The 25016-nt window shown below is 64.8% G+C and carries 32 protein-coding genes; 16 read left to right on the forward strand and 16 right to left on the reverse strand.

What is annotated here, in order from left to right; all coding sequences use genetic code 11:
* Positions 1–68: 68 nt before the first annotated feature.
* Both ACVWYP_RS23085 and ACVWYP_RS23090 read left to right on the forward strand, forming a co-directional pair.
* A complete protein-coding gene (locus ACVWYP_RS23085) occupies positions 69–2378 on the forward strand; it encodes an NADP-dependent malic enzyme (RefSeq protein WP_304499984.1) in 2310 nt (769 codons plus the stop codon).
* Between the two features lie 154 nt (positions 2379–2532).
* Positions 2533–2985 (forward strand): DoxX family protein, encoded by a 453-nt coding sequence (locus tag ACVWYP_RS23090; RefSeq protein ID WP_028344830.1) that lies wholly within the window; start codon positions 2533–2535, stop codon positions 2983–2985.
* Between the two features lie 106 nt (positions 2986–3091).
* On the opposite strand, the gene ACVWYP_RS23095 is transcribed toward ACVWYP_RS23090, so the two are convergent.
* The 4 genes from ACVWYP_RS23095 to ACVWYP_RS23110 form a co-directional block, all read right to left on the reverse strand.
* Positions 3092–3649, reverse strand: coding sequence for a dihydrofolate reductase (locus ACVWYP_RS23095; RefSeq protein WP_304499985.1), 558 nt, complete (start codon positions 3647–3649; stop codon positions 3092–3094).
* 17 nt (positions 3650–3666) lie between these two features.
* Positions 3667–4665, reverse strand: a complete 999-nt coding sequence (locus ACVWYP_RS23100; protein ID WP_304499986.1) for a polysaccharide deacetylase family protein — start codon at positions 4663–4665, stop codon at positions 3667–3669.
* 171 nt (positions 4666–4836) lie between these two features.
* A complete protein-coding gene (locus tag ACVWYP_RS23105; protein WP_304499987.1) occupies positions 4837–5406 on the reverse strand; it encodes a glutathione peroxidase in 570 nt (189 codons plus the stop codon).
* Positions 5407–5513: 107 nt separating this feature from the next.
* The gene (locus tag ACVWYP_RS23110) at positions 5514–7217 is read right to left on the reverse strand and encodes a L,D-transpeptidase (RefSeq protein WP_304499988.1); all 1704 of its coding nucleotides are present in this window, start codon (positions 7215–7217) and stop codon (positions 5514–5516) included.
* Positions 7218–7440: 223 nt separating this feature from the next.
* Here ACVWYP_RS23110 and ACVWYP_RS23115 point away from each other — a divergent pair, with 223 nt between their 5' ends.
* The gene (locus ACVWYP_RS23115) at positions 7441–7998 is read left to right on the forward strand and encodes a CreA family protein (RefSeq protein WP_439711179.1); all 558 of its coding nucleotides are present in this window, start codon (positions 7441–7443) and stop codon (positions 7996–7998) included.
* Positions 7999–8041: 43 nt separating this feature from the next.
* Here the strand turns inward: ACVWYP_RS23115 and ACVWYP_RS23120 are convergent, their stop codons facing one another.
* Entirely contained in the window at positions 8042–8266 is a 225-nt protein-coding gene (locus tag ACVWYP_RS23120; protein ID WP_028344836.1) for a hypothetical protein, read from the reverse strand.
* Between the two features lie 441 nt (positions 8267–8707).
* Here ACVWYP_RS23120 and ACVWYP_RS23125 point away from each other — a divergent pair, with 441 nt between their 5' ends.
* Together ACVWYP_RS23125 and ACVWYP_RS23130 are read left to right on the forward strand one after the other, a co-directional pair.
* Positions 8708–8857 (forward strand): hypothetical protein, encoded by a 150-nt coding sequence (locus ACVWYP_RS23125; RefSeq protein ID WP_196238897.1) that lies wholly within the window; start codon positions 8708–8710, stop codon positions 8855–8857.
* 40 nt (positions 8858–8897) lie between these two features.
* Positions 8898–9305, forward strand: coding sequence for a hypothetical protein (locus ACVWYP_RS23130; protein WP_304499990.1), 408 nt, complete (start codon positions 8898–8900; stop codon positions 9303–9305).
* 51 nt (positions 9306–9356) lie between these two features.
* Here the strand turns inward: ACVWYP_RS23130 and ACVWYP_RS23135 are convergent, their stop codons facing one another.
* From ACVWYP_RS23135 to pdxR, 3 genes are all read right to left on the reverse strand, one after another.
* Positions 9357–9602, reverse strand: coding sequence for a DUF6719 family protein (locus ACVWYP_RS23135; protein ID WP_304499991.1), 246 nt, complete (start codon positions 9600–9602; stop codon positions 9357–9359).
* Positions 9603–9613: 11 nt separating this feature from the next.
* Complete coding sequence (locus tag ACVWYP_RS23140; protein WP_016843044.1) at positions 9614–9763, reverse strand: hypothetical protein; 150 nt, start codon at positions 9761–9763, stop codon at positions 9614–9616.
* 146 nt (positions 9764–9909) lie between these two features.
* On the reverse strand, positions 9910–11424 hold the full coding sequence (gene pdxR / locus ACVWYP_RS23145; RefSeq protein WP_304499992.1) for a MocR-like pyridoxine biosynthesis transcription factor PdxR: 1515 nt from the start codon (positions 11422–11424) through the stop codon (positions 9910–9912).
* Between the two features lie 106 nt (positions 11425–11530).
* Between pdxR and ACVWYP_RS23150 the strand changes: the two genes are divergently transcribed.
* Positions 11531–12223, forward strand: a complete 693-nt coding sequence (locus ACVWYP_RS23150; RefSeq protein ID WP_304499993.1) for a pyridoxamine 5'-phosphate oxidase family protein — start codon at positions 11531–11533, stop codon at positions 12221–12223.
* A 54-nt stretch (positions 12224–12277) separates the two neighbouring features.
* A complete protein-coding gene (locus ACVWYP_RS23155; protein WP_304499994.1) occupies positions 12278–13555 on the forward strand; it encodes an ArgE/DapE family deacylase in 1278 nt (425 codons plus the stop codon).
* A 210-nt stretch (positions 13556–13765) separates the two neighbouring features.
* Here ACVWYP_RS23155 and ACVWYP_RS23160 read toward each other — a convergent pair whose 3' ends face one another.
* Entirely contained in the window at positions 13766–14554 is a 789-nt protein-coding gene (locus ACVWYP_RS23160; protein WP_304500288.1) for a cobalamin-binding protein, read from the reverse strand.
* Positions 14555–14702: 148 nt separating this feature from the next.
* On the opposite strand from ACVWYP_RS23160, the gene ACVWYP_RS23165 reads away from it, so the two are divergent.
* Entirely contained in the window at positions 14703–15101 is a 399-nt protein-coding gene (locus ACVWYP_RS23165) for a PaaI family thioesterase (RefSeq protein WP_028344842.1), read from the forward strand.
* A gap of 140 nt (positions 15102–15241) precedes the next feature.
* A complete protein-coding gene (locus ACVWYP_RS23170) occupies positions 15242–15865 on the forward strand; it encodes a GNAT family N-acetyltransferase (protein WP_304499995.1) in 624 nt (207 codons plus the stop codon).
* Positions 15866–16001: 136 nt separating this feature from the next.
* Here the strand turns inward: ACVWYP_RS23170 and ACVWYP_RS23175 are convergent, their stop codons facing one another.
* From ACVWYP_RS23175 to ACVWYP_RS23185, 3 genes are all read right to left on the reverse strand, one after another.
* Positions 16002–16310: a hypothetical protein gene (locus ACVWYP_RS23175; protein WP_016843036.1), complete on the reverse strand. Its 309-nt coding sequence runs from the start codon at positions 16308–16310 to the stop codon at positions 16002–16004.
* An 89-nt stretch (positions 16311–16399) separates the two neighbouring features.
* Positions 16400–16699: a putative quinol monooxygenase gene (locus ACVWYP_RS23180; RefSeq protein ID WP_304499996.1), complete on the reverse strand. Its 300-nt coding sequence runs from the start codon at positions 16697–16699 to the stop codon at positions 16400–16402.
* Positions 16700–16806: 107 nt separating this feature from the next.
* Positions 16807–17490, reverse strand: coding sequence for a DUF2161 domain-containing phosphodiesterase (locus tag ACVWYP_RS23185; protein ID WP_304499997.1), 684 nt, complete (start codon positions 17488–17490; stop codon positions 16807–16809).
* 134 nt (positions 17491–17624) lie between these two features.
* Here ACVWYP_RS23185 and ACVWYP_RS23190 point away from each other — a divergent pair, with 134 nt between their 5' ends.
* Positions 17625–17969, forward strand: coding sequence for a GrlR family regulatory protein (locus ACVWYP_RS23190; protein ID WP_035634127.1), 345 nt, complete (start codon positions 17625–17627; stop codon positions 17967–17969).
* Between the two features lie 279 nt (positions 17970–18248).
* Here the strand turns inward: ACVWYP_RS23190 and ACVWYP_RS23195 are convergent, their stop codons facing one another.
* Together ACVWYP_RS23195 and fabG are read right to left on the reverse strand one after the other, a co-directional pair.
* Complete coding sequence (locus ACVWYP_RS23195) at positions 18249–18458, reverse strand: hypothetical protein (protein WP_411783709.1); 210 nt, start codon at positions 18456–18458, stop codon at positions 18249–18251.
* 48 nt (positions 18459–18506) lie between these two features.
* Complete coding sequence (fabG, locus tag ACVWYP_RS23200; RefSeq protein WP_028344847.1) at positions 18507–19187, reverse strand: 3-oxoacyl-ACP reductase FabG; 681 nt, start codon at positions 19185–19187, stop codon at positions 18507–18509.
* Between the two features lie 125 nt (positions 19188–19312).
* On the opposite strand from fabG, the gene ACVWYP_RS23205 reads away from it, so the two are divergent.
* Both ACVWYP_RS23205 and ACVWYP_RS23210 read left to right on the forward strand, forming a co-directional pair.
* A complete protein-coding gene (locus ACVWYP_RS23205) occupies positions 19313–20002 on the forward strand; it encodes an SGNH/GDSL hydrolase family protein (protein ID WP_051448198.1) in 690 nt (229 codons plus the stop codon).
* A 120-nt stretch (positions 20003–20122) separates the two neighbouring features.
* Positions 20123–20329 carry a hypothetical protein gene (locus ACVWYP_RS23210; protein WP_035634033.1) on the forward strand — a complete coding sequence of 69 codons (207 nt, stop codon included), beginning with the start codon at positions 20123–20125 and terminating at the stop codon, positions 20327–20329.
* A gap of 75 nt (positions 20330–20404) precedes the next feature.
* Here ACVWYP_RS23210 and ACVWYP_RS23215 read toward each other — a convergent pair whose 3' ends face one another.
* On the reverse strand, positions 20405–21148 hold the full coding sequence (locus tag ACVWYP_RS23215) for a tyrosine-protein phosphatase (protein ID WP_028344848.1): 744 nt from the start codon (positions 21146–21148) through the stop codon (positions 20405–20407).
* Positions 21149–21233: 85 nt separating this feature from the next.
* Here ACVWYP_RS23215 and ACVWYP_RS23220 point away from each other — a divergent pair, with 85 nt between their 5' ends.
* Positions 21234–21545 (forward strand): MliC family protein, encoded by a 312-nt coding sequence (locus tag ACVWYP_RS23220; protein WP_028344849.1) that lies wholly within the window; start codon positions 21234–21236, stop codon positions 21543–21545.
* A gap of 90 nt (positions 21546–21635) precedes the next feature.
* On the opposite strand, the gene ACVWYP_RS23225 is transcribed toward ACVWYP_RS23220, so the two are convergent.
* Entirely contained in the window at positions 21636–21848 is a 213-nt protein-coding gene (locus tag ACVWYP_RS23225; protein ID WP_304499998.1) for a DUF2735 domain-containing protein, read from the reverse strand.
* A 539-nt stretch (positions 21849–22387) separates the two neighbouring features.
* Between ACVWYP_RS23225 and ACVWYP_RS23230 the strand changes: the two genes are divergently transcribed.
* The 3 genes from ACVWYP_RS23230 to ACVWYP_RS23240 all read left to right on the forward strand — a co-directional run bounded on the left by ACVWYP_RS23230 (position 22388) and on the right by ACVWYP_RS23240 (position 25016).
* A complete protein-coding gene (locus ACVWYP_RS23230) occupies positions 22388–23422 on the forward strand; it encodes a glutamine synthetase beta-grasp domain-containing protein (protein WP_024581543.1) in 1035 nt (344 codons plus the stop codon).
* Positions 23423–23619: 197 nt separating this feature from the next.
* Positions 23620–24324 carry a GrlR family regulatory protein gene (locus ACVWYP_RS23235; RefSeq protein WP_304499999.1) on the forward strand — a complete coding sequence of 235 codons (705 nt, stop codon included), beginning with the start codon at positions 23620–23622 and terminating at the stop codon, positions 24322–24324.
* Between the two features lie 5 nt (positions 24325–24329).
* The gene (locus tag ACVWYP_RS23240; protein WP_304500000.1) at positions 24330–25016 is read left to right on the forward strand and encodes a substrate-binding domain-containing protein; all 687 of its coding nucleotides are present in this window, start codon (positions 24330–24332) and stop codon (positions 25014–25016) included.

A 25016-nucleotide genomic window follows, 5' to 3' on the forward strand; every position in this document is an offset into this window, starting at 1 on the left:
GGACAAATGACTTTCGCCTGGATTAGCACAGAAACAAGAAATTTGGGCCGGAAACGCGGGGAGTACGCATGTCGTCATCGTCTGAAGAACTCCATAACGCGGCGCTCGCCTATCACCGGCTGCCGCGGCCGGGCAAGCTTGAGATCCAGGCGATCAAGCCGCTTGCCAACCAGCGCGACCTGGCGCTGGCCTATTCGCCGGGCGTGGCCGCCGCTTGCACCGAGATCGCCAAGAACCCGGCCGAGGCGGCGACGCTGACCGCCCGGGCCAATCTGGTCGCCGTGGTCTCGAACGGCACCGCGGTGCTCGGTCTCGGTAATATCGGTCCGCTGGCCTCCAAGCCCGTCATGGAAGGCAAGGCGGTGCTGTTCAAGAAATTCGCCGGCATCGACGTGTTCGACATCGAGATCAAGGCCGACACGATCGAGCGCGTGGTCGAGACCGTCGCCGCACTGGAGCCGACCTTCGGCGGCATCAACCTCGAGGACATCCGCGGACCCGAGTGCTTCGAGATCGAGGCGCAGCTCAAGGAGCGCATGAAGATTCCGGTCTTCCATGACGACCAGCACGGCACCGCCATCATCGTCGCCGCCGCGATCGTCAACGGGCTGTTATTGAACGGCAAGCAACTGTCCGACGTGAAGATCGTCTGTTCGGGCGCGGGCGCGGCTGCGATCGCAACCCTCAATCTGCTGGTCTCGATGGGGGCGCAGCGCAAGAACATCTGGGTCTGCGACATCGACGGTGTGGTCTATGAGGGCCGCAACACGACGATGGATCGCTGGAAGGCGGTCTATACCCAGAAGACCGACGCACGCGTGCTCGCCGACGTCATTCCGGGCGCGGACATCTTCATCGGCCTGTCGGCGCCGGGCGTGCTGAAGCCCGAAATGGTCAAGCAGATGGGTGACAAGCCGCTGGTGATGGCGCTTGCCAATCCGGTGCCGGAGATCATGCCGGATGAGGCGCGTCTGGCGCGTCCCGACGCGATGATCTGCACCGGACGGTCGGACTTCCCGAACCAGGTCAACAACGTGCTCTGCTTCCCCTTCATCTTCCGCGGCGCGCTCGATGTCGGCGCCACCGCGATCAACGAGGCGATGAAGCACGCCGCGGTGGATGCGATCGCGCAGCTCGCGCGCGATCCGCCGTCGGATGCGGTGGCCCATGGTTTCGAGAGCGGCGAGACCCAGGGGTTCGGCCCGGGCTCGCTGATCCCGAGCCCGTTCGATCCGCGCCTGATCCTGCGCATCGCGCCGGCGGTGGCCAAGGCCGCGATCGAGTCCGGCGTCGCGACCCGGCCGATCGCCAATTTCGACGAATACGCAGCCAATCTCGAACGCTTCGCCTTCCGCTCCGGCCTCACCATGAAGCCGGTGTTCGCCAAGGCGAAGACCCAGCCGGTGCGCGTGATCTACGCCGAAGGCGAGGACGAGCGCGTGCTGCGCGCGACGCAGGTGGTGCTCGAGGAAAAGCTGGCGCGGCCTATCCTGGTCGGCCGGCCGTCGGTGGTCGAGACCAGGATCAAGCGCTTCGGTCTGTCGATCAAGGCCGGCCGCGATTTCGACCTGATCAATCCCGAGGACGATCCGCGCTACCGTTCCTATGTGCAGTCCTATATCGACGTCGCCGGCCGGCGCGGCGTGACGCCGGAGGCCGCGCGGACCGTGGTCCGCACCAACAATACCGTGATCGCGGCGCTTGCGGTCTCGCGTGGCGAGGCCGACGCCATGCTGTGCGGCGTCGAGGGCCGCTACATGAGCCATCTGCGCCATGTCCGCGAGATCATCGGCTTCCTGCCGGGTGTCAGCGACTATGCCGCGCTGGCGCTGATGATTACCTCCACCGGCGCCCATTTCCTCGCCGATACCCAGGTGCGGCCGAACCCGAGCGCGGAGGAACTCGCTGAAGTGGCGTCGCTCGCGGCAATCCACGTCCAGCGCTTCGCCTTCAAGCCGAGGGTCGCCTTCGTGTCACATTCCGACTTCGGTAGCTATGACACGGATTCCTCGCGCAAGATGCGGCGGGCGACCCAGCTCCTGAAGGACAAACATCCGGAGATCGAGGCCGACGGCGAGATGCAGGGCGACACCGCGCTGTCGGCGGCGGCGCGGCGACTGGTGCTGCCGCAGTCGCGGCTGGAAGGCGAGGCCAACATCCTGATCATGCCGAACCTCGATGCCGCCAACATCGCCTACCAGATGATCAAATCGCTCGCCAACGCGTTGCCGGTGGGGCCGATCCTGATCGGTCCGGCCCGCCCCGCGCACATCCTCACCCCCGGCGTGACGGCGCGCGGCATCCTCAACATGACGGCGGTCGCCGCCGTCGAAGCCCAGGAGCGCGCCGGCCGCGCGCAGCCGACGCTGTTCGGCTGACGGCCGTTGTTTGAGCACGTTATGTTCGGAAAACCGCAGCGGTTTTCCGCATCGTGTTTGAACCGGGATGGATTCGATTTGATCGAGGCAGGCGGAGCGACCATAATCGCTTCGCCTGCTTCGTCCGATTTCCGCCATCCAGTGAGGCCGACCCATGCCAGCGTTCATCACCTTCGGGCGGATCCTGTTCGCCGTGCTGTTCCTGTATTCGGGAGCGAGCAAGCTGTTCGGCATCCAGGCGACGGCGGATCTGCTCGCGGCCAAGGTGACGATCCCGGCGGTGGTCGCGCCCTATACGCAGCAGATCGAAGCCGCCGTCGGCATGCCGTTCATGCAGCTGCTGGCGATCACGATCGGCGGTTTCGAGATCGTCGCGGGGCTGATGATCGCGGTGAACGTGCTGGCGCGGTTCTTCGCGATCCTCCTGATCATCTTCGTGTGCTTCGCCACCTTCTACTTTCATGATTTCTGGAATCAGCCGGCGCCCGACAACCTCAGGACGCTGATCGATGCGCTGAAGAACCTGTCGCTGATCGGCGCGCTGTTCATCATCGCCGGCTACGGCCGCGGCCCGCGCCGTGACGACCCGGCCTATGGGGACGTGTAGGACGCGGCAGCGTAGGATGGGTAGAGCGCAGCGAAACCCATCATCTTTGTGCCGAGCAATCGATGGGTTTCGCTTCGCTCTACCCATCCTACGGGCATTGCCGCTTTCAACCCACGCGCCGCCACGGCGTCACGCTGACATCATGCGCGGCGTCGATCAGTTCCGGCGTGCCGGCGTGCAGGCCGTGCGTTGACAGCACCTGCTGCGGGGTGCGGGCGGGGACGCCGGGAAAGCACGGCTCGCCGTCGGGGATGCGCACGTTCGGCGCGACCGAGAGCCAGAACGTGTCGTAGCGGTCCATGAACATGCCGAACACGCCGGGGCCGCCGATGATCGCGACCATGCCCGAGGTCACGCCGGCCTCGCGGCTCGCCGCCTCGAACGGGCAGCCGGCGGGATTCCACAGCAGCGCCTTCGGATTGTCAGGGTCGGGCGCAGTGGCCGCGACCTTGCGGGTCAGGATCAGGCGCCGCCGCTTTGGCGCGTTCGGCTGCTCTTCCCGGGAGTGGCGGCCATGCACGACGAGGTCGGCGCGGTCGAGGGCCGCCGTGAAGAACCGCTTGTCGCCCTCAATCTTGAGGTCGTCGGGCATCACATTCCGCGCATTCGCCAGCCGGCCATCGGCGGAGACGATGACGAAGCCTTCGATGCGCAACGCCGGCACCAGGATTGTCGCCGGCGCTATTGCTGATCGACGGTCGTGACGACGCTGTTCACCGGGCGCGAGCTTACGGTCGGCAGCTTGACGTCCTTGGCGAGCTCCTGCTCGTATTGCGGCAGCACCGTCACCGGGAACTTCGCGCGCATCGCGACCACCTTGTAGCCGCCGGCCTTGAGCTGCGTCAGCAGCGTGGGCAGGGCTTCCGCGGTGTGCTTCTGGAAGTCGTGCATCAGGATGATGCCCTTGCCGAGCTTGTTCAGCTTCTTCATCACAGTGTCGATCACCTGCTGCGGCTTGCTCGCCTTGAAGTCGAAGGAGTCGAGGTCGCAGGAGAAGATCGCGATGTTGCGGTTGCCGAGATAGGTCACCATCTCCGGCGGATGCTGCAGCGCCGGGAAGCGGAAGAACGGCGAGGGTGAGGTCTCGAGCGCCCACTTGACCGCGGCGTAGCCGCGCTCGATCTCGTCCTTCTTCTGATCCTCGGTGAGCTTCTTGTTGTTCAGATTGGCGTGCGACCAGGTGTGGGCGCCGACCGTGTGGCCGGCTGCATAGACCTGCCGCAGGATTTCGGGGTGATAGGTCGCATGCTTGCCGATCGGGAAGAAGATGCCCGTGGTGCATTCATCCGCGAGCGCCTTCAGCACCGCCGGCGTGTTGCCCGGCCACGGGCCGTCGTCGAAGGTCAGCACCACCTCATGGTCGCGCAGGAAGTCGAGCTGCTTGAAATGCTCGAAGCCGAAGCCGGGACCGCCGGTGGTGTCGATCTCGACCGTGCGGCCGACGCCGAGCGCGTTCGGATTGTTGCAGGCGGCGCGCGCCGGCTGCGGCGGTTGCTTCGGCGGAACCGGGGCTGCCGTTGCGGTTGGTGGCGGGGCTGCGGCGGTGGGCGCGGGAGCCGCGGCCGCTGGTGCTGCCGGTGCCGCGGTGGCGCCCTTGGCGGGCGGCGTCTGCGACCAAGCTGCGCTCGACGCGAGCAACGATACGGTCCCTGCGAAAATCAGACCTGTCGCAATGCGCATGGCGTGTTCCCTGCTGATCGCGCTCCCGGCGCCGGCAATGCCGCGACCGGGTCGCTTCGCCCCCAACCGATCGTACCCTAGTCGCAGTGGCGACGCCAAGGCAATGAACGTGGCGAGCGCGTGCCCAAAATCCTCGTCGGATCAGTTAATTCCGGGGATTATCGCCATATCTCAGGCGGCCGCCAATGCCCGTGCGATCCCGGTCTTGATGCGCGTGTCGTCGGGCGCAACCGACTCAGCGAAAACGTCGGCGATGTAGCCGTCGCGGCCGATCAGGTATTTGTGAAAATTCCAGCGCGGCACGTCCTTGGGCCGGGCCTCCGCCGCCCAGCGGTAGAACGGATGTGCGCTCGCGCCGCGGACGATTGCTTTCGCCGCGATCGGGAAGGTGACGCCATATTGATGCTGCGCAGTCTCGGCGATCTCGGTCGGGCCGCCGGGCTCCTGGCCGCCGAAATCATTGGAGGGGACGCCGATGATGACGAAGCCGCGATCGCGGAATTCGGTCCAGAGTTGCTGCAGGCCGGCATATTGCGGCGTGAAGCCACAGAGCGAGGCCGTGTTCACGATCATCAGGGGACGGCCGGCATAGTCGGCAAGTCTGATATCGCCGCCGCCGAGTGCCGGAAATGAGAAGGCGTAGGCGGTGATCCGGCTCATCGCGGGCTGCTCGGCATGAAGCGCACCGGATCCTGCGGCCGCGGCAAAGGCCGTCACGATCAATGTCCTGCGGTCCATCATGGTCTCGTCCCCGGAACAGATGTCGTGGACATCATAATCCAGCGGGCCGGCTCAGGCTTTCAAGAAGGCGTTATGGGCGGGCCCAGTGGGTCGCCCGAACGGACACCTCAGCGCAGCGGCAGGATGAAGTCGGTGCCTTCGCCGGTCTCGCCCTGGTTCACGCCGAGGTCGGAGACGATGATCGATCCGCCGGTGCCGAGCGCTTCGCTGATCCGCGCCATCACGTCGGCCGGAATGGAGATGCGGTCGAGCGCCTCGGCCGGAGTGTTGGTCAGCGGCTGCGGCTTAGCCTCGGCCACCGCCGCGGCCGCGACCTTGCGGCGATGCGAGGCGCGCTCCTCGACGTCGATGCGGGCGGCGTTGCGGGTCGGCAGCGTCACCACCGACCAGCGCAGCAGGTTCGTATCAGTCTTGTCGACTTGCGCGGTGAACACATGCGTGCCGAGCGGCCGGTCGCTTGCCGCGATCGTCACCGGCACCTCGAACAGCGGCGCAAAATTCTGCCGCACATAGAGCTTGGAATCCTTGCGGCTGATGAACACCGCGATCTGGCCGGCGCGCTTTGGCGCGTCGATCCTCGCGGTGCCCGGCAGCCGCGCCGGATCCTTCTTGGCGTCGGGCGCATCGGCGGCGGTGGCAGCCTCGGCGGGCTTGTCAGCGGCCTTCGATGCGTCGGTCTTGGGCACCTCGGCAACGCCGGGCTTGGCGGTGTCCGCCTTCGGCTCGTCGGCTTTGGCCTCCGCCTTCACCGGATCGCTTGCGGAGACCTCGCTCTTTGGCGTGTCGGTGCTGGCGGTGGTTTCGCCGACCGTGTTGTCATCCGTGGTCGTGTTGCTCTCGCGGGCGGCGGCGGAATTGGTCTCGGCCGGCTTGTCGGCGGCGGCCGTCTCGGGTTTCACCGTCTCGGGCTTGTCCGCTGCGAGCTTCTCCGCGATGGCGTCGCGCGCTGTGGAAGAGGACGCATCGGACATTGTCACTGACGCACTCGCTGCCGGCATCGCGCTGCTGGCGTCGGCGGTGTGGGTGTTGTCGCGCAGCGACGCGGCGGCATGGCCGACGCTGCTGCGCAAATCGAGACTGGACTGCTTGTCGGCGCCCTTGTCGCTCTTCACGCCGAGCGGCGCGTCCATCTTCAGGATGTCGTCGGCGACCGGCTGTTGCGGCGCCACCTTCTGCGTGACCAGCAGCGGATGCGAGAAACTCTCCGGAGAGATCGTGCCCGGCGTGACGAACACGCGGGCGCCCATTCGCGTCCAGTTGTACATCTTGACCGCGAACGACATCGGCATGCGGATGCAGCCATGGGAGGCCGGATAGCCGGGCAGCACCCCGGCGTGCATGGCGATGCCCGACCAGGTAACGCGCTGCATATACGGCATCGGCGCGCCGCTGTAGATGTTGGACTGGTGATACTTCTGCTTCTGGATGACGCTGAAGACACCCATCGGGGTCGAGTGCCCCTTCATGCCCGTTGACACCGGGCTCTCGGCATAGAGGCCGTTGGCGTCGTAGAGGCTGACCCGCTGCTGGTCGATTGAGACCGAGATGATCAGGGGACCTTGCGGCTTGCTGCCGGCCTCCTTCTCGAGCGCCGGATTCTTCTTGGCCGTGTTGCGCTTCGGCTTCTGCCGGTGCGGCTGTGGCATCGGCTCGTAGTCGCCGTAGAAGGCGGAGTCGCGGTTCCAGTAATAGAGCGCTGCATCGGCCTGTGTGGAGGCGGCGACGGTGCCGGCGGTCGTCAGAATTGCAAACTGCCAGAACCGCTCATTCGCAAGATCAAAAATCGAAATCCGCCGTCCACCTGCGCGCATATTCCGAATCCCAGTCCAAACTACCTGTTGGTTGTCGCAGACGCACAACGCGTTCACCAGCGCAAGCGTTCTAACCCTTCCGTGAGGGGCGAATTTTCGACGAAAGAGTAGCAAAAAAGCCTCACAAGAGGTTAAAGCGCGCGGTCCGATCACCGAACTGTCAGCGCCTTCCTGTGCGGCGTTTGCGCACTACATAGGCGGGACCCACCCCGCGGAGACCTCAATGACATCGAGAACTGTGAGCTTGTGTGACCTGCGACGGTTGTCTCGCTGGGGGTGCGCGGCGCTGCTGATGTTGCTGGCTTTGGGGCAGGCACGTCCTGCGGCCGCGGCCGACGAGCCGGACCTGATCTTCCGCCGCTCCACCGTGTTCAAATGGGTGAGCCCCAACGACAAGCTCGCGACCTATGGCGTCGACGATCCCGAGGTCGAGGGCGTTGCCTGTCACTTCACGGTGCCGGAGAAGGGCGGCTTCAAGGGCTGGCTTGGCCTTGCCGAGGAAGTCTCCGATATCTCGCTGGCGTGCCGGCAGATCGGGCCGATCCGCTTCAAGACCAAGCTCGGGCAGGGCGACGACATGTTCAGCAAGCGCCGGTCGCTGTTCTTCAAGAAGATGCAGATCGTGCGCGGCTGCGACGCCAAGCGCAATGTGCTGGTCTACATGGTGTATTCGGACCGCCTGATCGAGGGCTCGCCAAAGAACTCGACGTCGTCGGTACCGATCATGCCGTGGGGCGCGGCCGATGCCGCCGTGCAGAAGTGTGGCGAGTTCATTCAATAGCTGGAGCAGGGGCTTGGCCCAAGCGGCTGAGGCGGTGGGCGAGCTAGCGCTCGGTTTGCCCGAACTGCTTCGCGCTGATGCGAAGGCCCGGCTTGACCTTCGAGTCGCGGCAGCCGACGAGGCGGACCAGCTTCTGCGGCGCGCACTCATTGTCGCCCATGACGTAGGCGCCTTGCTGCGGCATCGCGGCCGTCATCTGCTGCTGGCCGGATTTGCTCGCCGCGGATTCATTGCCAACACCGATGTTGCCATTGCCCACGACTGACATCCTTCGTTGGATCGGGAGGGAGTATCACAACGTGCCACCGCGAAGATGGTTGCACGGCGCCCAGATATGAGTCGGCCAAACCGCCGCCAGGTTCACCGCCGTACTTGCTGTGCTGCTTCCTCTCTCAGCAGAGGAACGTTAACAAAGCCCGCTAGCTCGTTCAGTTTGCATGCATAATTGGCCGTCGCTCCGGCAGTAGCCGGGGGCGGGCATTGTCGCGTGAAGTTTTCAACAGCCTTTCCAGGCACGCTCCTACCGCTGAAATCATTGGTGTTTTCCGGCGAATGTTTCGTGGACCGCTGGTCGACGAAACAATTCCAGGTCCGACGAAACCATTTTCGGCTTGTTCCGCAGAACTCCGGAAACGGCAGATCGTTATCAGACCGTCACACAACGGCGCCGAATGCCGAGCGGAATAACGGAGACTGTCAGATGCGGACCATGAGCCTGATCCTCGCCTTCGCCTTTGTGATGGCCGGTTCGTCGATGGCAGGCTCCCCGGACAGCGGTTTGCCCGGAATCGGCACCTTCTCCTATAACGGCTCGCCGGTGGTCACCCCGGCCCCGATGGTGATGGCACAGGCTAACTGATCGCGACGCAAAAAATAGAACTGCCGGTAAAGGCTCCCCCATGGTGCTCCGTATCTGTTCCGCCGCCATCTTGGCATCGCTCGTCCTGATGGGCCCCTTTGCGGGCGCCGCGCAGGCCCAATCCCAGCTCCCGCTCGAATCGATGCAGATCCGCTCGCTGTACCGCGTGCCCGAACCGCGCGACGAGTTCGTGCGGCAATGCGCGCCGCATATGCTTGGCCGCTGGGCGCATCCCGAGGCCGTGTGCGGCTGCCTGCACGACCACGCCGCCGCGACGGTGGACGATCCCGACCTGCGCCAGGCGCTGCTGCGCGGCATCAGCGAGACCGGTGTGCCGACCATCGAGACCGATTGGGTGCCGCCGTCCAAGCAGGGCGAGATCGGCCCGACCTTCACCAAGATCGCCAAGCCGACCCTGCAATGCATGTTCGAGCCGGTCTCGAACTGAGCCGCGCCTCATAGCAATGAGGACCGCAGCGCCTCGCGACAGCGGGGCGTTTTACTTTTTGGCGAGGCGCGGCACGCAGCTGCTGGTCCGCACCACGCCGTTCTGGCTCAGCCTGGAGCCGACGACCTGCTTGATCTGCCCGGCCGGGCACGAGCCGTCATCGACAAGGACGCGCTGGCCGACCCTGAGATCGACGATGTCGCCCTCACGCATGTAGGACTGCTCTGCTGCGGCGGATTGCGCCATCGCGCCAAGAGCTGCGACGCTGACCAGCGCGATGAATCCCAAGCGCAGCATCGCAGCCTCCTTCACTTGTTCTGGATCTTGAGCCCGTCGGGGCCGACATTGATCTGAAGGCCTTCGGGCTGCTTCTTCGCCTGGTAAAGATTGTAGCCGAGCATGCCTGCGATCACGACCAGCGCGGCGATCACGAGATACAGGACGTTGCGATTTGGCATCCGGTATCTCCGTAAGCTCGCACTGGAGCGTTTTCAAGCGAAGTGGATACCGGTTCGCGTGAAGAAAACGCTTCGAAACAAGGATCAAGAGCCCCGTTCCGATTCCACCGGAACGGAAGGCCCTGACTCAACGCGTGCGACCTTAGTCAGGTGACTGCGATTCTCCTAGAGCGCCGCGGCTTGGCGGATGGCTTGACCGATGTCTTGCGCGTCGCGCGCAGCGCGGTGAGCGTTGTCTTCGCCAGTCGTTCCGCCGACGCGACGAGTTGCGGAACCGGATGGCCGGAAAATCCCAGCACGAAGCCGGGCAGTGGCGGCGCGCGATGATAGGTCTCGGCGAGCAGCCAGCCGCCGACGCCGGCATTGGCCTTTGCTTGCGCGGCAATCAGCGGATCGGTCGCGGGATCGAGCCGCGCCACGAGGTGCAGGCCCTGCGAGGGCACGGGAACCGTGAGCTCGCCCTCGGAGGCATTAGCGAGCGTCGACGCCAGGATGTCGCGCGCCTCACGATAGAGTTTGCGCGATTTGCGCAAGTTGGCCGCGAAGGCGCCGGAGTTCAGCATGTCGGCGACCGCGCCTTCCATCAACGTGGCGGGAAAGCGGTCGAGCGCGGCGCGCGCCGCCGTCACCGGGCCGATCAAGGCTTCGGGCAGCGCGCAATAGCCGATCCGCAATCCCGGAAACAGCGTCTTCGCAAACGTGCCCATGTAGATCACGCGGCGCAGATGATCGATGCCGGCGAGCGACAGCAGCGGCGCGCCGTCATAGCGGAACTCGCTGTCGTAATCGTCCTCGAACACGAAGGCGCCGGCATCCCTGGCCCAGTCGAGCAGCTCGAGCCGGCGCGGCATCGACATCTGCACGCCGAGCGGAAACTGGTGCGAGGGCGTGACATAGGCGGCGCGCGCTTGCGGCGCGGACGCGCGCCCCTTGTCGATGCGCATGCCCGACATGTCGACCGGCACCGACACCGGACGATAGCCGCAATGCTCGATCGCACGCCGCGCCGCCGGATAGCCGGGGTCTTCGCACCACACCTGGTCGCCGGGCCTGAGGATCGCCCCGAGCACGATGCGCAGCGCATGCAGCGTCCCCGAGGCCAGCATGATCTGGTCGGGGTCGCAGCGCAGCCCGCGCGCCGACAGCAGATGGTCCGATATCGCGGCGCGCAGCTCGCTGCTGCCGCGGGGGTCGCCGTAATGCAGATGCTCGGACCCGAACGCGCGCAGCCTGCGGCCGGCAAAGGCGCGGAAGCGCTGTAGCGCGCGCTCGTCGATATGGGTGCAGCCGAGCGACAGCGCATTGTGCTGCGGTGGCTCGATCGCAATCCTTGCGCGGCGCGGCGCGGCGGCCTGCGCCGGAATGCGCGCCGCGACGAAGGTTCCGGAGCCCGTGGTTGCCACCGCAAAGCCGTCGGCGATCAGCCGCTCATAGGCCGTGGTGACGGCGTTGCGGCGGAAGCCGGTCTGCCTGGCGAGCGCGCGCGACGGGGGCAGCGGCTCGCCCGGCTTGACGAGGCCGCCGACGATCGCGTGGCAGAGCGCCTGATAGAGCCGCTGCTGCGAGGCCGCGCCCGGCGTCACATGCGGGCCGCCGAGGTCGAGCGGCAGCTCGGCCTTGCGCGCCGCGGGCTCCCGGGAATTGGTCGGAATTTTTCGCATGGAATTGGCACTATCGCAGACCAAATGGGCCGCTACAACTCTGGACAGATTCCAGATTTCGAAAGGCACCACCGTGACCGAAGGCGCATCCGCTCCGTCCTACCCCATGTCCTCCCGCAACCGGGTGAAGCGCCGCCACGACCGCGGCTTCTACGACCACGCCACCGTGCACAGGATCCTCGACGCCTCGATGCTGTGCCACGTCTCCTACGTGATCGACGGCCAGCCCTATTGCACGCCGACCTTCTTCTGGCGCGAGGGCACCAGGCTCTACTGGCACGGCTCGAGCGCGAGCCGCATGCTGGAGAACCAGTCCGAAGGGCAACGCGTGTGCCTGACGGTCGCCCATCTCGACAGCCTGGTGCTGGCGCGCTGCGGCTTCAACCACTCGGCCGACTATCGCGCGGTGATGGCGTTCGGGTCAGCCTATCTCGTCACCGACCCGGCAGAGAAGGAACGCGCGATCGTCGCGATGGTCGACCGCTTCTTTCCCGAGCGCACCGCGAGCCTGCGTGCCAGCAACAAGCAGGAGATCAAGGCGACCTCGTTCATCGCGATGGAGATCGAGGAGGCTGCGGCAAAAATTCGCGCCAAGGGCGTCGCCGATGATGACGAGGATTACGAGTTGCCGATCTATGCCGAGCGCATTCCGGTGCGCACCGTGCTCGGCGCGCCCGAGCCGTGTCCGCGGCTGCTCGACGGCGTGACGCGGCCGAAGACGCTCGATGGCTATTCGGAGGGCCGGCTGCTCGAAGATGCATTGCGGGATGCCTATTTTGCGCAATACAAGGCGGAGTGAATTCGGGCTACGTTGCGGCTCCCGCCTGATCTGTTTTCCCGATGGAGCCAAAGCATGACTGCCGAGACGCAACAACGAATCCTTAGCGCCGTTGACGAGGGATTCGATGCGCAGCTTGCGACGACGCAGGCCTTTGTCGCGATCCCCTCGACCCGCGGCGCCGAGGGGCCGTGCCAGGACATGGTCGGCGATCTCCTGCGCGAGCGCGGCTACGAGGTCGACGACTGGCACATCAATCCCGACGAGCTCAAGGATTTGCGCGGCTTCGGCCCGATCGAGCATGATTTCTCGAAGGCGCGCACGGTGGTCGGCACCTACCGCCCGGCCGCCAATGTCGGCAAATCGCTGATCCTGCAGGGCCACTGCGACGTGGTGCCGACCGGTCCGCTCGAGATGTGGGAGACGCCGCCGTTCTCGCCCGTCATCAAGGACGGCAGGATGTATGGTCGCGGCGCCTGCGACATGAAGTCCGGCACCATCGCCGCGCTCTATGCTCTCGACGCGATCAGGAAGGCTGGGTTGAAGCCGACGGCGCGGATTCACTTCCAGTCCGTGATCGAGGAGGAGAGCACCGGCGTCGGCGCGCTCTCGACCCTGCAGCGCGGCTATCGCGCCGATGCGTGCTTCATCCCGGAGCCGACCAACGGCACGATGATCCGCTCGCAGGTCGGCGTGATCTGGTTCCGCCTGAAGGTGCGCGGTTTCCCGGTGCATGTGTTCGAGGCCGGCGCGGGCTCGAACGCGATCATGGCGGCGTATCATCTGGTGCATGCGCTGGAGAAGCTTGAGATCGCCTGGAACGAGCGCGCCAAGGCCGACCGCCATTTCAAGGACGTCAATCACCCGATCAATTTCAATCCGGGCATCATCAAGGGCGGCGACTGGGCCTCCAGCGTGCCCGCCTGGTGCGACGTCGACTGCCGCATCGCGGTCTTGCCGGGCTGGTCGATCGCCGAGTGCCAGAAGGAGATTCTGGCGTGCGTGTCGGCGGCGGCGCGCGATCATCGCTTCCTCTCCAACAATCCGCCGCAGGTCGAATGGTCGGGCTTCCTTTCGGAAGGCTACGAGCTGGTCAACTCCGAGGCACCGGAAGCTGCCTTCGCCAAGGCGCACCAGGTCGTCTATGGCGGCGCGGTGGAAGACCGCGCCTTCACCGCGTTGACCGACACGCGCTTCTACGGCCTGAACCACAACATCCCGAGCCTCTGTTTCGGCGCCACCGGCGCGGCGATGCACGGCTTCAACGAATATGTCGAACTGGAGTCGCTGCGGAAAGCGACCAAGGCGATGGCGCTGTTCATCGCGGAATGGTGCGGCGTGGAGAAGGCGTAGGCAGCCTCTCGCTCACGTCATTGCAATGACAGTCTTGCGCGCGATAGCGCAACAAATTCGCTGTCGTCCCGGCGAAAGCCGGGACCCATACTCCGCGGCGGATGTTGTGATCGGGACTCGTCCTTGCAGAGCCGCACAACAAGCAAGATCTGTGGTTATGGGTCCCGGCTCCGTGCGCAATCGCGCACCCGGCCGGACGACGGCGAAAGCTTATGCGTGCTTCCCCCACAACGCCTTCACGATTGCATCGAGCCCGTCGGTCAGCGCGGCGGGGCCGGGCTGCAGGATGATCGGCGACTTGATCTCGACGATGCGGTCGTTGCGTACCGCCGGGATGTCGCTCCAGCCCTCACGCTTGCGGATGCGGTCGGGCACGACCTTCTTGCCGCACCAGGACGCCAGGATCACGTCGGGCATCGCCGCACGTACCGCGTCAGGCGTGACGATGCGATCCTTGGCCGCCTTGTGCGCGCGCAGATGCGGCAGCGCATCGGTGCCACCGGCGATCTCGATCAGTTCAGACACCCAGCCGATGCCGCTGATCAGCGGATCGTCCCATTCCTCGAAATAGACCCTTGGCCGCGGTGCCGGACGCGGCGTTGCCGCGATCGTGGCCAGCCGTTGTTCGAGGTTCTGCACGAGCCGGTCGGCGCGGTCGGCGGCACCGACCATTGCGCCCAGGCTGCGGATCATCGCAAGGATGCCGGCAACGTCGCGCTGGTTGAAGACGTGAACGGCGACGCCGGCGCGCACGAGATCGGCGACGATATCGGCCTGCAGATCGGAGAAGGCGAGCACCAGATCAGGATCGAGCGCGAGGATCTTTGGAATGTCGGCGGAGATGAACGCCGAAACGCGCGGCTTCTCGCGGCGGACCTGCGGTGGCCGCACCGCGTAGCCGGAGACGCCGACGATGCGGTCCTGCTCGCCAAGCAGATAGAGCGTCTCGACCGTCTCTTCGGTCAGGCAGACGATCCGGCGGGGAGGGAAGTCGCGCATCGATGACGGTATGCAGGCTCGGCGCCACATTGTCACTGATGTCATGACGTCATTCGCGCCATTACCTCAGACGTCATTGCCGGGCCCGCTCAGGCAATCCATCATGCCGATATCAACCTCGAAGAAGGCCACGAAGCAGGGAGTGCCCATGACGCCGCTCGAAAAGATCCAATCGATGAAGATGCCGTTTGCGGAACTGAAGGGCGTCACCTTCACCGAGGCCGACCAGGACCGGGTGGTCGCGAAAATGGTGGTGCGGCCGGACCTCTGCACCCTCCGCAACACGATCCATGGCGGCGCGGTGATGGCCTTTGCGGATTCGGTCGGCGCCGCCGCGACCGTGATCAACCTGCCGGAGGACGCCAAGGGCACCACGACGCTGGAGAGCAAGACCAACTTCATCGGCGGCGCCAAGGAGGGGATGACCGTGATTGCGACGGCAACACCGGTTCACCGGGGGCGGCGGACCCAGGTGTGGCAGACCAGGCTGGAGACCGAAGACGGCAAGCTGGTCGCGGTGGTGACCCAGACACAGCTGGTACTATGATGGGGCGATAATGTGATTTTCTAATCACCACATGCCTTAATTGAATGAATCTGGGTACTTGAATTTTATGGTGCGTCGCACAATATAGCAATTGCTAGGGACTCGACGCCTCCTCGAGGGCTACCAAGAGGAGTTATGAAATGAACTATGATTCCATTCGTCCGACGCCCGCCAAGGGCACCGTGCGGACGTTGATTCAGCAGGAAGAGCTTCCGCTGCTGCGCGATCACCTGTTGCGGCTGGATCGCACCAGCCGTCATGATCGTTTTCATGGCTTCATCGACGACAGCTTCATCCGCCGATACGCCGAGCGCTGCGCCAATGACGGCACCGTCATCATCGCCTATTTCGAGCACGGCGTGGTCCGCGGCGCGGCCGAATTGCATCCCCCGGAGCAGTCTCCGGATGCACAGCCCGAGATCGCCTTCAGCGTCGAGCGGTCGGCGCGGCGGAAGGGCGTCGGCAGCACCTTGTTCCGCAAGCTGATCGCCGAGGCGCATGCTAAGGGCTATAGCAGCCTGCGCATCACCACCGGCGCCCAGAACGATGCGATGCGGGCGCTCGCCACCAAGTTCGGTGCCCAGCTGACCTTCCGTCATGGGGAGTCGACCGGCAGCATCGACCTGACCGAGCAGCAGCAGCCCCAAGCGGCGCCGGCTGTCGCCGCCGTGACGCCGGTCGACGCCGCGCGCGCGATCGTCGACATGAACCGCGCCTATTGGCGCATGGTGATGCAGATCTCCGGCTGGGGCCGGGCGGCCTGAGCCGGTAGCGTTTCCAAGCGAAGTGGATACCGGTTCGCGTGAAGGAAACGCGTCCAGCAAGAATCTCAAATCAAACGAAAAAGGGCAATCCATTCAATGGATTGCCCTTTTTCTTTCAGCAGTTGGATGGTGCTTCTCAGGTGCCGGTGCGCTTGTCGGTCGCAAAGCGGCGGACCACGCGGCGCTCGACCACAACGGAGCGCTGCGCGCCCTGTTCGCCGGCGATGACGCGGGTTGCCGTGCCGGTGCGGGCACTGACGCGCGCGGTCTTCTTCACCTCGGCGAGCACATCGTCATAGGGCAGCCCCATCAGGGCCGACGCGATCTCGGCCTGGGCCTCCACGTCATCGGTGATGCCGATGGCAGCGAAGATTGCTTCCTCCAGCGTCGGGGGATCATGCCGCACGCGCCGGGTGCCATACTTGGTATTCCAGTCTCCGCTCATCGCCGCCTCATCTTTGAATCGCGGGAGATACGTAAGGTCCCCAATGTTGCATTGCAATATGAATGTGAGATGGCAATCCAGCCATGCAGCTAGAGTCTCTCAATCTTGTGAGCGTCATAAAGTTCGATGGTGGTCGCCGCGGCCGCGAGAGATTGCAGCGAGCGGACGAAATCGCGTGACGCAGGGACCGTGAAATGCGCAGCCAGCGCGGCGCGATCGGCCCATTGCTCGAAGAACACCAGCCTGAGCGGATTCTCGCAGTCGACATGGACCGCATGCGAAATGCAGCCGGGCTCGGTGCGCGAGCGATGGACATGCTCGAGGCTCAAGCGCCGTACCTCGTCGAACGAGTCGGGGCGGGCGGTGACGCTGCCGGTGACGACGATCATGATATCCCCCTCCAATGCGCGATGAAGCCAGGTCATCATCGCGCTTTAGGTTCTTGTTTGAGCATGATCTTTTCGGAAAACCGCTTCGCACTTTTCCGGATCATGCTCTACGGGGTGGCTTCTGCCCCGGATGCACTCATCTGTTGCTGCGGCCAGCGCTTCAGCGCGGCGCGGCCGGCATCGGTCAGCACATAGATGCCGCGCTCGGCGCGATCGAACCAGCCATAGACATTATGCAGCAGGATCTTGCCGGCGTCGGGAATATCCGCGCGGAGGTCACGCACCCGCCGGGGCCCATCCGACAGCGCCGAGGCGCAGGCCAGCGCCTGCTGACGATAGGCGGTCATGATCGGCGCCCGCGTCGATCCGCCCATGGCGGGATCGCCCTTGCGCTTCCGGTGTTCGGTGATCAGGCGTGAACGCTTCTTCGGATTGCGGCGGGGCGCCGCGGTCGGCGGCGGCACCAGCACCTCGACGTCGCCGCGATCGGTCACGCCGAGCATGCCGAAGCCGAGCCGCCGGCACAGATTGCGATAGCGCGCGTCGCTCTCGCGGCCCTTGCCGCGGGCCGACACCTTGGCCGCGATCCACACCTCGTCGGCGGCGCCGGCGCGATCGACCGCCTGCAGGATCAGTTCGAGATTGAAGGCGAGCTTGAGTTCACCGACCACGACGACCGGTGGATCATCGCCGCTCAACGCCACGAGATCGCAGCCACCGATCTCGCCCTTCACCGTGAAGCCGAGCTTTTCCAGGAAGCGTTTGACGGGCAGATAAAGCGCGGTTTCCAACAGGCAGGCTCCTGCGGCATCCGGCCGCGACTCGGTGCGCCAGCATAGCGCGGAATTGCGTCCGCCGAAGCGGATGGAATTTGCTCAAGGCACGGCCGAGCGGCTATTGTCGGAACCGGGACCAGGCGCAGCTCATGATCCGGAACGGGCTCTATCACATCACCGTCGAATTTCTCGACGGCGTCTCTGGCGGCAACCAGGGCGTCATGGTGCTGCGCGACGGACAGATGCGCGGCGGCGACTCGTTTTTCTTTGCCTATGGCAGCTACACCGCAGCCGACGGCAAGTGGAAGGGCGAGGTCACCAACGAGGAGCATTCGCCGACCTATGGCGAGCGCCCGGTGTGGGAACGCAAGGTGGTTACGATCGGATTTACCGGCACCTATACCGATCAGACCGCCGAAGGCGACGGCATGGCGCTCGCCGGCAAGCAGAGCATCCGCTTCAGGTCGAAACTGCGGCTGCTGGTAGCGGATTGAACTGCCGATGCTGGCCGCGCCCGCGGCGTCAGCTGATCAGGCGGTCATATTCTGCGTGAGAGCCGATCCAGAACCAGAGATATCCCTCGTTTGTTTCGACAGCGAGCGCGCGATAACGCTAGCCAACCCGAACGGACCAAAATCGCCCGATCTTCTTGAATTGTAGGGATGGATGACGTGGATCGCGCTTCAACAGCGCAAAGTTCGCGTCGGCAAGCTCGCGGATTGGAACGGGTAGTTGTTCGTAGGCAGTCCAAAATTTGGGGGAGGCCGAGTGCTTCACAAGTCGCGCGACTGTCCGGCGCGATGAACTGCCAAGGCCCCGTCCGCCAAGGCGTCGAGTTTCCCGGCCTTTGCGTCGCGTTCGATCGCTGCATCGAAACGTTCGGCATCGAACGTTTCAAACCAGGCGCGAAAGCGGGCCAGCTCACGAGGAGGCAGCCGTTCGACGGCCTTTTCGATGTCTTCTGCAGTAGTCATCACGAACATATAGCATTGGCCGGATCGACCCGAAAGGCGTCCAGGAGAGGGGCGGGTCTAAACCCGCCCGTTGACCGGCAGCAGCGCGCCGGTGACGGCGCTCGCGGCATCGCTGGCGAGGAACAGGATCACCTCGGCAAGCTCCTTCGGCGTCACCCATTTGGAGATGTCGGCCTTCGGCATCGCGGCGCGATTGGCTGCAGTGTCGATGATCGAGGGCAGCACCGCGTTGACCGTGACCTTGCCCTTGAGTTCCGCGGCGAGCGACTCGGTGAGGCGGTGCACGCCGGCCTTCGAGGCGGCGTAGGGACCCATGCCGGAGGCGGCCTGCAAGGCGCCGAGTGCGCCGATATTGATGATCCGCCCGGCGCCCGACTTGGTGAGATGCGGGATGGCGGCGCGCGAGGTGTTGAGCGCCGTCATCACGTTCATCGCATACATGCGCTGCCAGGTCGCCGGGTCGCCGTCGCTGACCGCCTCGAAGGTAAAGCCGCCGGCGATGTTGATCAGCCCGTCGAGCCGGCCGAAATGCGCGGCCGCCTTGTCGATCGCCGCGGTCGCCTGCGCGGTGTCGGTGAGGTCGACACCGCCCAGCTCGATATGGTCGGCCGTCGCCGCAAGCGTTGACGCGGCATGATCGATGCCGGCGACGCGCGCGCCGCGCGCCAGCGCCTCTGTGGCGACCACTTTGCCAAGCGCGCCGAGCGCGCCCGTGATGACGATGGCTTTTCCGTGCATGGCGGTCTCCGCATTCGCGAGCAAACGAATGCCCACTATGATCAGGCGGAATTCATTTGCAATGCCGCCAATTTCGCCTCCTACTGCGCGCATTCATCAATTCATTCGCCTCAAGGATGTTTGCGATGCCGACGCCCAGACCGTGCGAAACCCATCTCGATCTCGTCAAATTCGGACATAAGCTGCCGCACTTCGCGGATGCGCTCCGGCATCAGCGCAAGATCAAGCTGGTGGCGCTCGGATCGTCGTCGACCGCGGGCGCCGACAACATCCTGCCGTTCCCGCCGCGGCTCGAGATGCTGCTGCGGCAACGCTTCTTCGGCCGGATGATCGACGTGATCAACCGGGGGATCGGCGGCCAGGAGGCGCCGGAGGAGTATTCGCGCATCGAGTCCGACGTGACCGTTGAGGCGCCGGTGCTGGTGATCTGGCAGGTCGGCACCAACGCCGTCTACAAGAGCTACAATCCCGCCGAAGTGCGCGCCACGCTGGAGGCGGGGCTCGACGTGCTCACAGCGCTTCCGCTTGACGTGGTCGTGATGGATTCCCAGTACACGCAGGCGATCGTCGGCACGGAAGCTGCGCTCAATCTCGCCAACGTGATCATGCCGATGATCGCCGAAGTGGCCGCAAGCAGGAAGGTGAATCTGTTCAGCCGCTTCGCGCTGATGAAGCGCTGGACCGATGACGGGATTCCGCTTGGCGAGCTCGACGATGGCGGACAGCTTCACACCAGCGAGTGGGCGACCAATTGCGTGACCCAGTCGCTGTTCGGCGCGATCGACGACGCATTGAAGCCGGAGGCGATCACGTGACGCCGACTACGTAAGACTACGGGGTAGGGCCGGATGGATAAAATTTGCAGCAGTTCCGTAAGTCGTTTGCAGAACCCTTTCCTTAGAAGCGGAACTCCAGCCAAGGTAGGGGTTATGCGAATGGGAAATCTTCCGGACCACGGTTTACCGCTCGTTCAGCTTAAGGAGCAGCGGCGCGATCTCGTGGTGGCGCTGCAAAACCGCAAGGGACCAGTGGGCAGCTGGGAATTGATGCAGATCGCGGCGATCCAGCAGGCGATCTCGGCGTTCGAGGATGTGATTGCCGACCTCGATGCGGAGCTCGAGCTCGAGGCCGCGGCGGCCTGAGCTTTTCGGCTTGGCCGCGTTTTCTTCACGCGAACCGGTGTCCACTCCGCTCGAAAACGCTGTCGCGCGGACGGATCAGGCCTGCAGATAGCGGCCTTCAAGCGCCTTGCGCTCGGCCTCGCCGAGCCCGAGGCCGTCGCGGAAATAACCGTCGAGGCTGCCGTAATCGGCATCGATCGCCTCGAATGCAGCCTCCAGAAACGCCGCGCGCACCGTGCCGAGCACCTGCTTGACATCATCGGGCAGCTCGGTGCTGTGGGCCGGGTCGCGTTTGTAGAACTGGTTGGTCAGGAGATAGTCGTCCGCGATCACCTGATCGGACACGCCGAGCGCATGCAGGATCAGCGCGCAGGCAAAGCCGGTGCGGTCCTTGCCGGCGGTGCAGTGGATCACGAGCGGCGCCCGGTCTTCCAATAGATGGGCGAACAGCGTGCGGTAGCGCGCGGTGTTGTCCTGCACATAGCCCCGGTAAGAATCACGCATCACGTCGATCGCATCGGCTTCGGAGAGCTGACGGTTGCTGGCGATCTCGCGCAGCGAAGCCACCACGGTCGGCTCGACAGGGAGCGAATGCACGGTGACGTCGCTCATGCCGCACAGCGCCTCGGCGCGCTCGGCGACGCCGCGAAAATCGAACGCGCTTCTGACCCCGAGCGAGCGCACCACGGCGACGTCGTGCTCGGTGAGATGCGCAAGATGGTTGGAGCGGAAGATCTGGCGCCAGCGCACCGTCCGCCCGTCGCGCGTCTGGTAGCCGCCGAGGTCGCGAAAATTGCTGGCGCCGGCGAGATTGAGATGACGGGCAGGGGCTTCGGACATCGGGCGGGCCTGTTGCAGCTGATGAGGTCTTGGCGCAGGAATAGCGGCGCAGACAGGTCTATAACCGGCCCGTCAGGGGGAGAATATGACTTATCGCGGGGGCGCCATTGTCATCGGCGCAATTCTTTTCGAGCTCTTCGGTTCCGCGAACGTGTCGGCGCAGTCCGCCTTCCGGAATTATCGCTGTGCCGACGGCACGCAGTTCATTGCCGGGTTCTTCAACGGGGATACGCGCGCGCATCTACAGCTCGACGGCAAGGCGGTGACGCTGAAGAAGCGCCTGTCGCTGACGGGCACACGCTACAGGGGTGGCGGGGTCACGCTCGAGATCAACCGGGCTGGGCTTGCCAGGCTCCGGCATGCGAGGCGGCCGGCGACGACCTGCGAGCTGGCATGAAAAAAGGGCCGAAACGCTCGCGTTCCGACCCTTGTTATTGCTCTGCTGCTGTCTGACGTTTTTGCGTCACGCCTCTCTGTCGCGTCGGCATCAGTGATCGCGGCCCGGCTTGGCGTCGTCGATGGCCGCCTGATGGTACCAGCTCTCGCTGCAGGCCGACGTCTCGACTTGAGCGGCGAGTTCGAGCGCGGTCCGCGTCTCGCCGTAGCGGCGTCCGCCGAGAGCCGCGCGGCCCCCTGCCGGAAATTGATAGATCGTTGCCGATCCCTGGATCGGTCCTTGGTTTTGGCCCGTGGTGATCATGTCGAAGTCTCCTCTGGCCGGAGCGAGCCTCCATGGTGCGCCCGACTCATTCGCGTGTGGTTACCGTGTTTTCGATATCGGCCCGGGCTGGGCGGGGTGCAAGTGACCAAGAAATAGTCATTGTTTGGCTAATTCGTAGGCAGATTCTGGTTTGCTTCCTGTGAGGCAGGATGCAGCTGACCAACGCTTGAGCCGTGGCGGTGGTTGCAGGGCGCCCGACCGTTGGACACGAACTGTCACATGGCGCTGCCGCCGCATTAAGCGGCAGGCGATGCCGTAGCCGAATTTGCTGCAGAAACGGGCGGCGGAGGGCGCTGAGAGAAGATTTTGACTGACCGCGGCGCATGCCAGCCGCGCTGCTATGTCGCAGAAAAAAATGCGATGTCCGCTGTGGACATCCGCGACCGGGCGCGCGCCGCAGTGCAGCGACTGGCATTTTAATTGCTTAGTAAGAGCCGGCCGATGGTGGCCGGGTACGCGTGCGGCGGCCGACTGGCTTTCGGTTCCTCACGGTTTTGCATCATCAACAGAGAGGTTCAATGACCAAGTACAAGCTCGAGTATATCTGGCTCGACGGATATACGCCGACGCCGAGCCTGCGCGGTAAGACGCAGATCAAGGAATTCGCGTCGTTCCCGACCCTCGAACAGCTTCCGCTGTGGGGCTTTGACGGTTCATCCACCCAGCAGGCTGAAGGCCACAGCTCTGACTGCGTGCTGAAGCCGGTAGCCTGCTATCCCGACGCCGCGCGCGAGAACGGCGTGCTGGTGATGTGCGAAGTCATGATGCCCGACGGCAAGACGCCGCATGTCTCGAACAAGCGCGCCACCGTTCTGGATGACGAAGGCGCCTGGTTCGGCTTCGAGCAGGAATACTTCTTCTACAAGGACGGCCGTCCGCTCGGCTTTCCGGAAGAGGGTTATCCGGCGCCGCAGGGCCCGTACTACACCGGCGTCGGCTACAAGAACGTCGGCAGCGTCGCCCGCAAGATCGTCGAAGAGCATCTCAATCTCTGCCTCGCCGCTGGCATCAACCACGAGGGCATCAACGCCGAAGTGGCTAAGGGCCAGTGGGAATTCCAGATCTTCGGCAAGGGCTCCAAGACCGCCGCTGACCAGATGTGGATGGCCCGCTACCTGATGCTGCGCCTCACCGAGAGCTACGGCATCGACATCGAATTCCATTGCAAGCCGCTCGGCGATACCGACTGGAACGGCTCGGGCATGCACGCCAACTTCTCGACCAAGTACATGCGCGAAGTCGGCGGCAAGGAGTACTTCGAGAGCCTGATGAAGGCCTTCGACAAGAACCTGATGGATCACATCGCCGTCTACGGCCCGGACAACGACAAGCGCCTGACCGGCAAGCACGAGACCGCGCCCTGGAACAAGTTCAGCTACGGCGTGGCTGACCGTGGTGCCTCGATCCGCGTGCCGCACTCGTTCGTCAACAACGGCTACAAGGGCTATCTGGAAGACCGCCGCCCGAACTCGCAAGGCGACCCCTACCAGATCGCTTCGCAGATCCTGAAGACGATCTCCGAGGTTCCGACCGGCGCCAAGGCTGCGGCTTAAATGGCTGCGGCCTAAGCTGCTATCGGACCCGGATGGAGCCATCCGGTACCGCAAATCGGGTCCGCCAGGGTGACAGCCTTGGCGGACCTTCGCTATTTAGCGATACCCTTTGCAGACCGCCTCCGCCGAAACCGGTTTCGCTGCGTTATGAACCGCGCTAGATAACGGGTACATCTTGGCTGCCGGGGACGCGGCGCTTGTTTGAGGGGTTTTACAAGGTCCGGTTCGAACTCGGCGGCGCCGTCGGCCGCAGCGTGATGTATGTCGGCGACGGCAAGATGCTCGGCGGCAATTCGGCGTTCGCCCATATCGGCACCTACCAGAAAGCCGGCGACGAGGTCGCAGTCGAGATCCAGACCGTCCGCCACAACCCCGATCCGAACTACCGCGCGATGGCCGGTACCGATGACGCCACGCTGATTGCCAAAGGCCGGCCGGACGGCGAACTTTATCGCTTCAAGGGCGAGCTGAAGGAGTTGCCCGGCGTGCCGTTCCAGTCGGTGATGACGCCGATCACCGGGGAGGACATCCCGATCGCCGGCGGGGTCGGCGAGGGCGGCGTGATCAACGGGCTCTATTCAATCGACATCCGCGTGCTCGACGGGGTCGACGGCGGCCTCACCGGCGTGATGCTGCTGAACAACGGTCGCATCCTCGGCGGCGACGCCTTCTTCTACTATCTCGGCACCTACACCTCCGAGAAAGGCCGCTGGAAGGGCCAGATCCTCAATCAGGAGCACACTTCGGCGATGGGCGAGAATCCGATCTTTGGCGGCCACGAGGTCGGCATCGGCTTTGCCGGCACCTGCGACGCCGAGGGCGCCGTGCTGGAGGCGACCGCGCTTGCCGGCAAGCGCAGCCTGCGCCTCACGGCCGCGCTCAAGCTGATGCGGCGGGCATAGGCCATATGGGCAATTCGGTTCGCGTTCTTTCGACGCTGGCGCTGAGGGGCGCCGTCGCGCGGCTTGCCGCCGCCTATCAGGCGGCGAGCGGCGTTGCGATCGACGCAGATTTCGCCCCGACGCTGGCGCTGCTCGAACGCCTGCGCGGCGGCGAGGGCGCCGACCTCGTGATCCTGACCCGCGAGGGCCTCGATGAGATGATCGGCGAGGGCCGCGTTGCGCGGGAAAGTGCTGTCGATCTCGCGCGCTCCTATGTGGGCGTCGCGGTGAAGGCGGGGGCCGCGCATCCCGACATCGCAACCGAAGCCGCGCTGCGTGCGGCGCTGCTCGGTGCGCGGGCGGTGGCCTATTCGCGGCTCGGCGCCAGCGGCATCCTGTTCGCGCAGCTGATCGAGCGTCTCGGCATTGTCGAGGCGATCAACGCGCGGGCGGTGATCATTCCGAGCGGCTTCACCGCGGAGAGGCTCGTCACTGGCGACGCCGATCTCGCAATCCAGCAGGTCAGCGAGTTGAAGCAGATCCAGGGCATCGAGGTCGTCGGGCCGATTCCGCTGGATTTGCAGACCCCGGCGGTGTTCTCCGCCGGCCGCATGGCAGCGTCGCAACGCGCAGCGGCCGCCGATCATCTGCTGCGCTATCTGTCGTCGGCCGATGTCGCGCCGGTGCTGCGCGAGACCGGGCTCGAGCCTTGA

The sequence above is a fragment of the Bradyrhizobium sp. USDA 3262 genome (assembly GCF_054060035.1).

What these genes read in the sequence shown, in the direction of transcription:
- ACVWYP_RS23085 (WP_304499984.1), top strand. Translation starts at nt 69, where the DNA reads ATGTCGTCATCGTCTGAAGAACTCCATAACGCGGCGCTCGCCTATCAC.
- ACVWYP_RS23090 (WP_028344830.1), top strand. Translation starts at nt 2,533, where the DNA reads ATGCCAGCGTTCATCACCTTCGGGCGGATCCTGTTCGCCGTGCTGTTC.
- ACVWYP_RS23100 (WP_304499986.1), bottom strand. Translation starts at nt 4,665, where the DNA reads ATGCGCATTGCGACAGGTCTGATTTTCGCAGGGACCGTATCGTTGCTC.
- ACVWYP_RS23105 (WP_304499987.1), bottom strand. Translation starts at nt 5,406, where the DNA reads ATGATGGACCGCAGGACATTGATCGTGACGGCCTTTGCCGCGGCCGCA.
- ACVWYP_RS23110 (WP_304499988.1), bottom strand. Translation starts at nt 7,217, where the DNA reads ATGCGCGCAGGTGGACGGCGGATTTCGATTTTTGATCTTGCGAATGAG.
- ACVWYP_RS23115 (WP_439711179.1), top strand. Translation starts at nt 7,441, where the DNA reads ATGACATCGAGAACTGTGAGCTTGTGTGACCTGCGACGGTTGTCTCGC.
- ACVWYP_RS23120 (WP_028344836.1), bottom strand. Translation starts at nt 8,266, where the DNA reads ATGTCAGTCGTGGGCAATGGCAACATCGGTGTTGGCAATGAATCCGCG.
- ACVWYP_RS23125 (WP_196238897.1), top strand. Translation starts at nt 8,708, where the DNA reads ATGAGCCTGATCCTCGCCTTCGCCTTTGTGATGGCCGGTTCGTCGATG.
- ACVWYP_RS23130 (WP_304499990.1), top strand. Translation starts at nt 8,898, where the DNA reads ATGGTGCTCCGTATCTGTTCCGCCGCCATCTTGGCATCGCTCGTCCTG.
- ACVWYP_RS23135 (WP_304499991.1), bottom strand. Translation starts at nt 9,602, where the DNA reads ATGCTGCGCTTGGGATTCATCGCGCTGGTCAGCGTCGCAGCTCTTGGC.
- ACVWYP_RS23140 (WP_016843044.1), bottom strand. Translation starts at nt 9,763, where the DNA reads ATGCCAAATCGCAACGTCCTGTATCTCGTGATCGCCGCGCTGGTCGTG.
- pdxR (WP_304499992.1), bottom strand. Translation starts at nt 11,424, where the DNA reads ATGCGAAAAATTCCGACCAATTCCCGGGAGCCCGCGGCGCGCAAGGCC.
- ACVWYP_RS23150 (WP_304499993.1), top strand. Translation starts at nt 11,531, where the DNA reads ATGTCCTCCCGCAACCGGGTGAAGCGCCGCCACGACCGCGGCTTCTAC.
- ACVWYP_RS23155 (WP_304499994.1), top strand. Translation starts at nt 12,278, where the DNA reads ATGACTGCCGAGACGCAACAACGAATCCTTAGCGCCGTTGACGAGGGA.
- ACVWYP_RS23160 (WP_304500288.1), bottom strand. Translation starts at nt 14,554, where the DNA reads ATGCGCGACTTCCCTCCCCGCCGGATCGTCTGCCTGACCGAAGAGACG.
- ACVWYP_RS23165 (WP_028344842.1), top strand. Translation starts at nt 14,703, where the DNA reads ATGACGCCGCTCGAAAAGATCCAATCGATGAAGATGCCGTTTGCGGAA.
- ACVWYP_RS23170 (WP_304499995.1), top strand. Translation starts at nt 15,242, where the DNA reads ATGAACTATGATTCCATTCGTCCGACGCCCGCCAAGGGCACCGTGCGG.
- ACVWYP_RS23175 (WP_016843036.1), bottom strand. Translation starts at nt 16,310, where the DNA reads ATGAGCGGAGACTGGAATACCAAGTATGGCACCCGGCGCGTGCGGCAT.
- ACVWYP_RS23180 (WP_304499996.1), bottom strand. Translation starts at nt 16,699, where the DNA reads ATGATCGTCGTCACCGGCAGCGTCACCGCCCGCCCCGACTCGTTCGAC.
- ACVWYP_RS23190 (WP_035634127.1), top strand. Translation starts at nt 17,625, where the DNA reads ATGATCCGGAACGGGCTCTATCACATCACCGTCGAATTTCTCGACGGC.
- ACVWYP_RS23195 (WP_411783709.1), bottom strand. Translation starts at nt 18,458, where the DNA reads ATGTTCGTGATGACTACTGCAGAAGACATCGAAAAGGCCGTCGAACGG.
- fabG (WP_028344847.1), bottom strand. Translation starts at nt 19,187, where the DNA reads ATGCACGGAAAAGCCATCGTCATCACGGGCGCGCTCGGCGCGCTTGGC.
- ACVWYP_RS23205 (WP_051448198.1), top strand. Translation starts at nt 19,313, where the DNA reads ATGCCGACGCCCAGACCGTGCGAAACCCATCTCGATCTCGTCAAATTC.
- ACVWYP_RS23210 (WP_035634033.1), top strand. Translation starts at nt 20,123, where the DNA reads ATGGGAAATCTTCCGGACCACGGTTTACCGCTCGTTCAGCTTAAGGAG.
- ACVWYP_RS23215 (WP_028344848.1), bottom strand. Translation starts at nt 21,148, where the DNA reads ATGTCCGAAGCCCCTGCCCGTCATCTCAATCTCGCCGGCGCCAGCAAT.
- ACVWYP_RS23220 (WP_028344849.1), top strand. Translation starts at nt 21,234, where the DNA reads ATGACTTATCGCGGGGGCGCCATTGTCATCGGCGCAATTCTTTTCGAG.
- ACVWYP_RS23225 (WP_304499998.1), bottom strand. Translation starts at nt 21,848, where the DNA reads ATGATCACCACGGGCCAAAACCAAGGACCGATCCAGGGATCGGCAACG.
- ACVWYP_RS23230 (WP_024581543.1), top strand. Translation starts at nt 22,388, where the DNA reads ATGACCAAGTACAAGCTCGAGTATATCTGGCTCGACGGATATACGCCG.
- ACVWYP_RS23240 (WP_304500000.1), top strand. Translation starts at nt 24,330, where the DNA reads ATGGGCAATTCGGTTCGCGTTCTTTCGACGCTGGCGCTGAGGGGCGCC.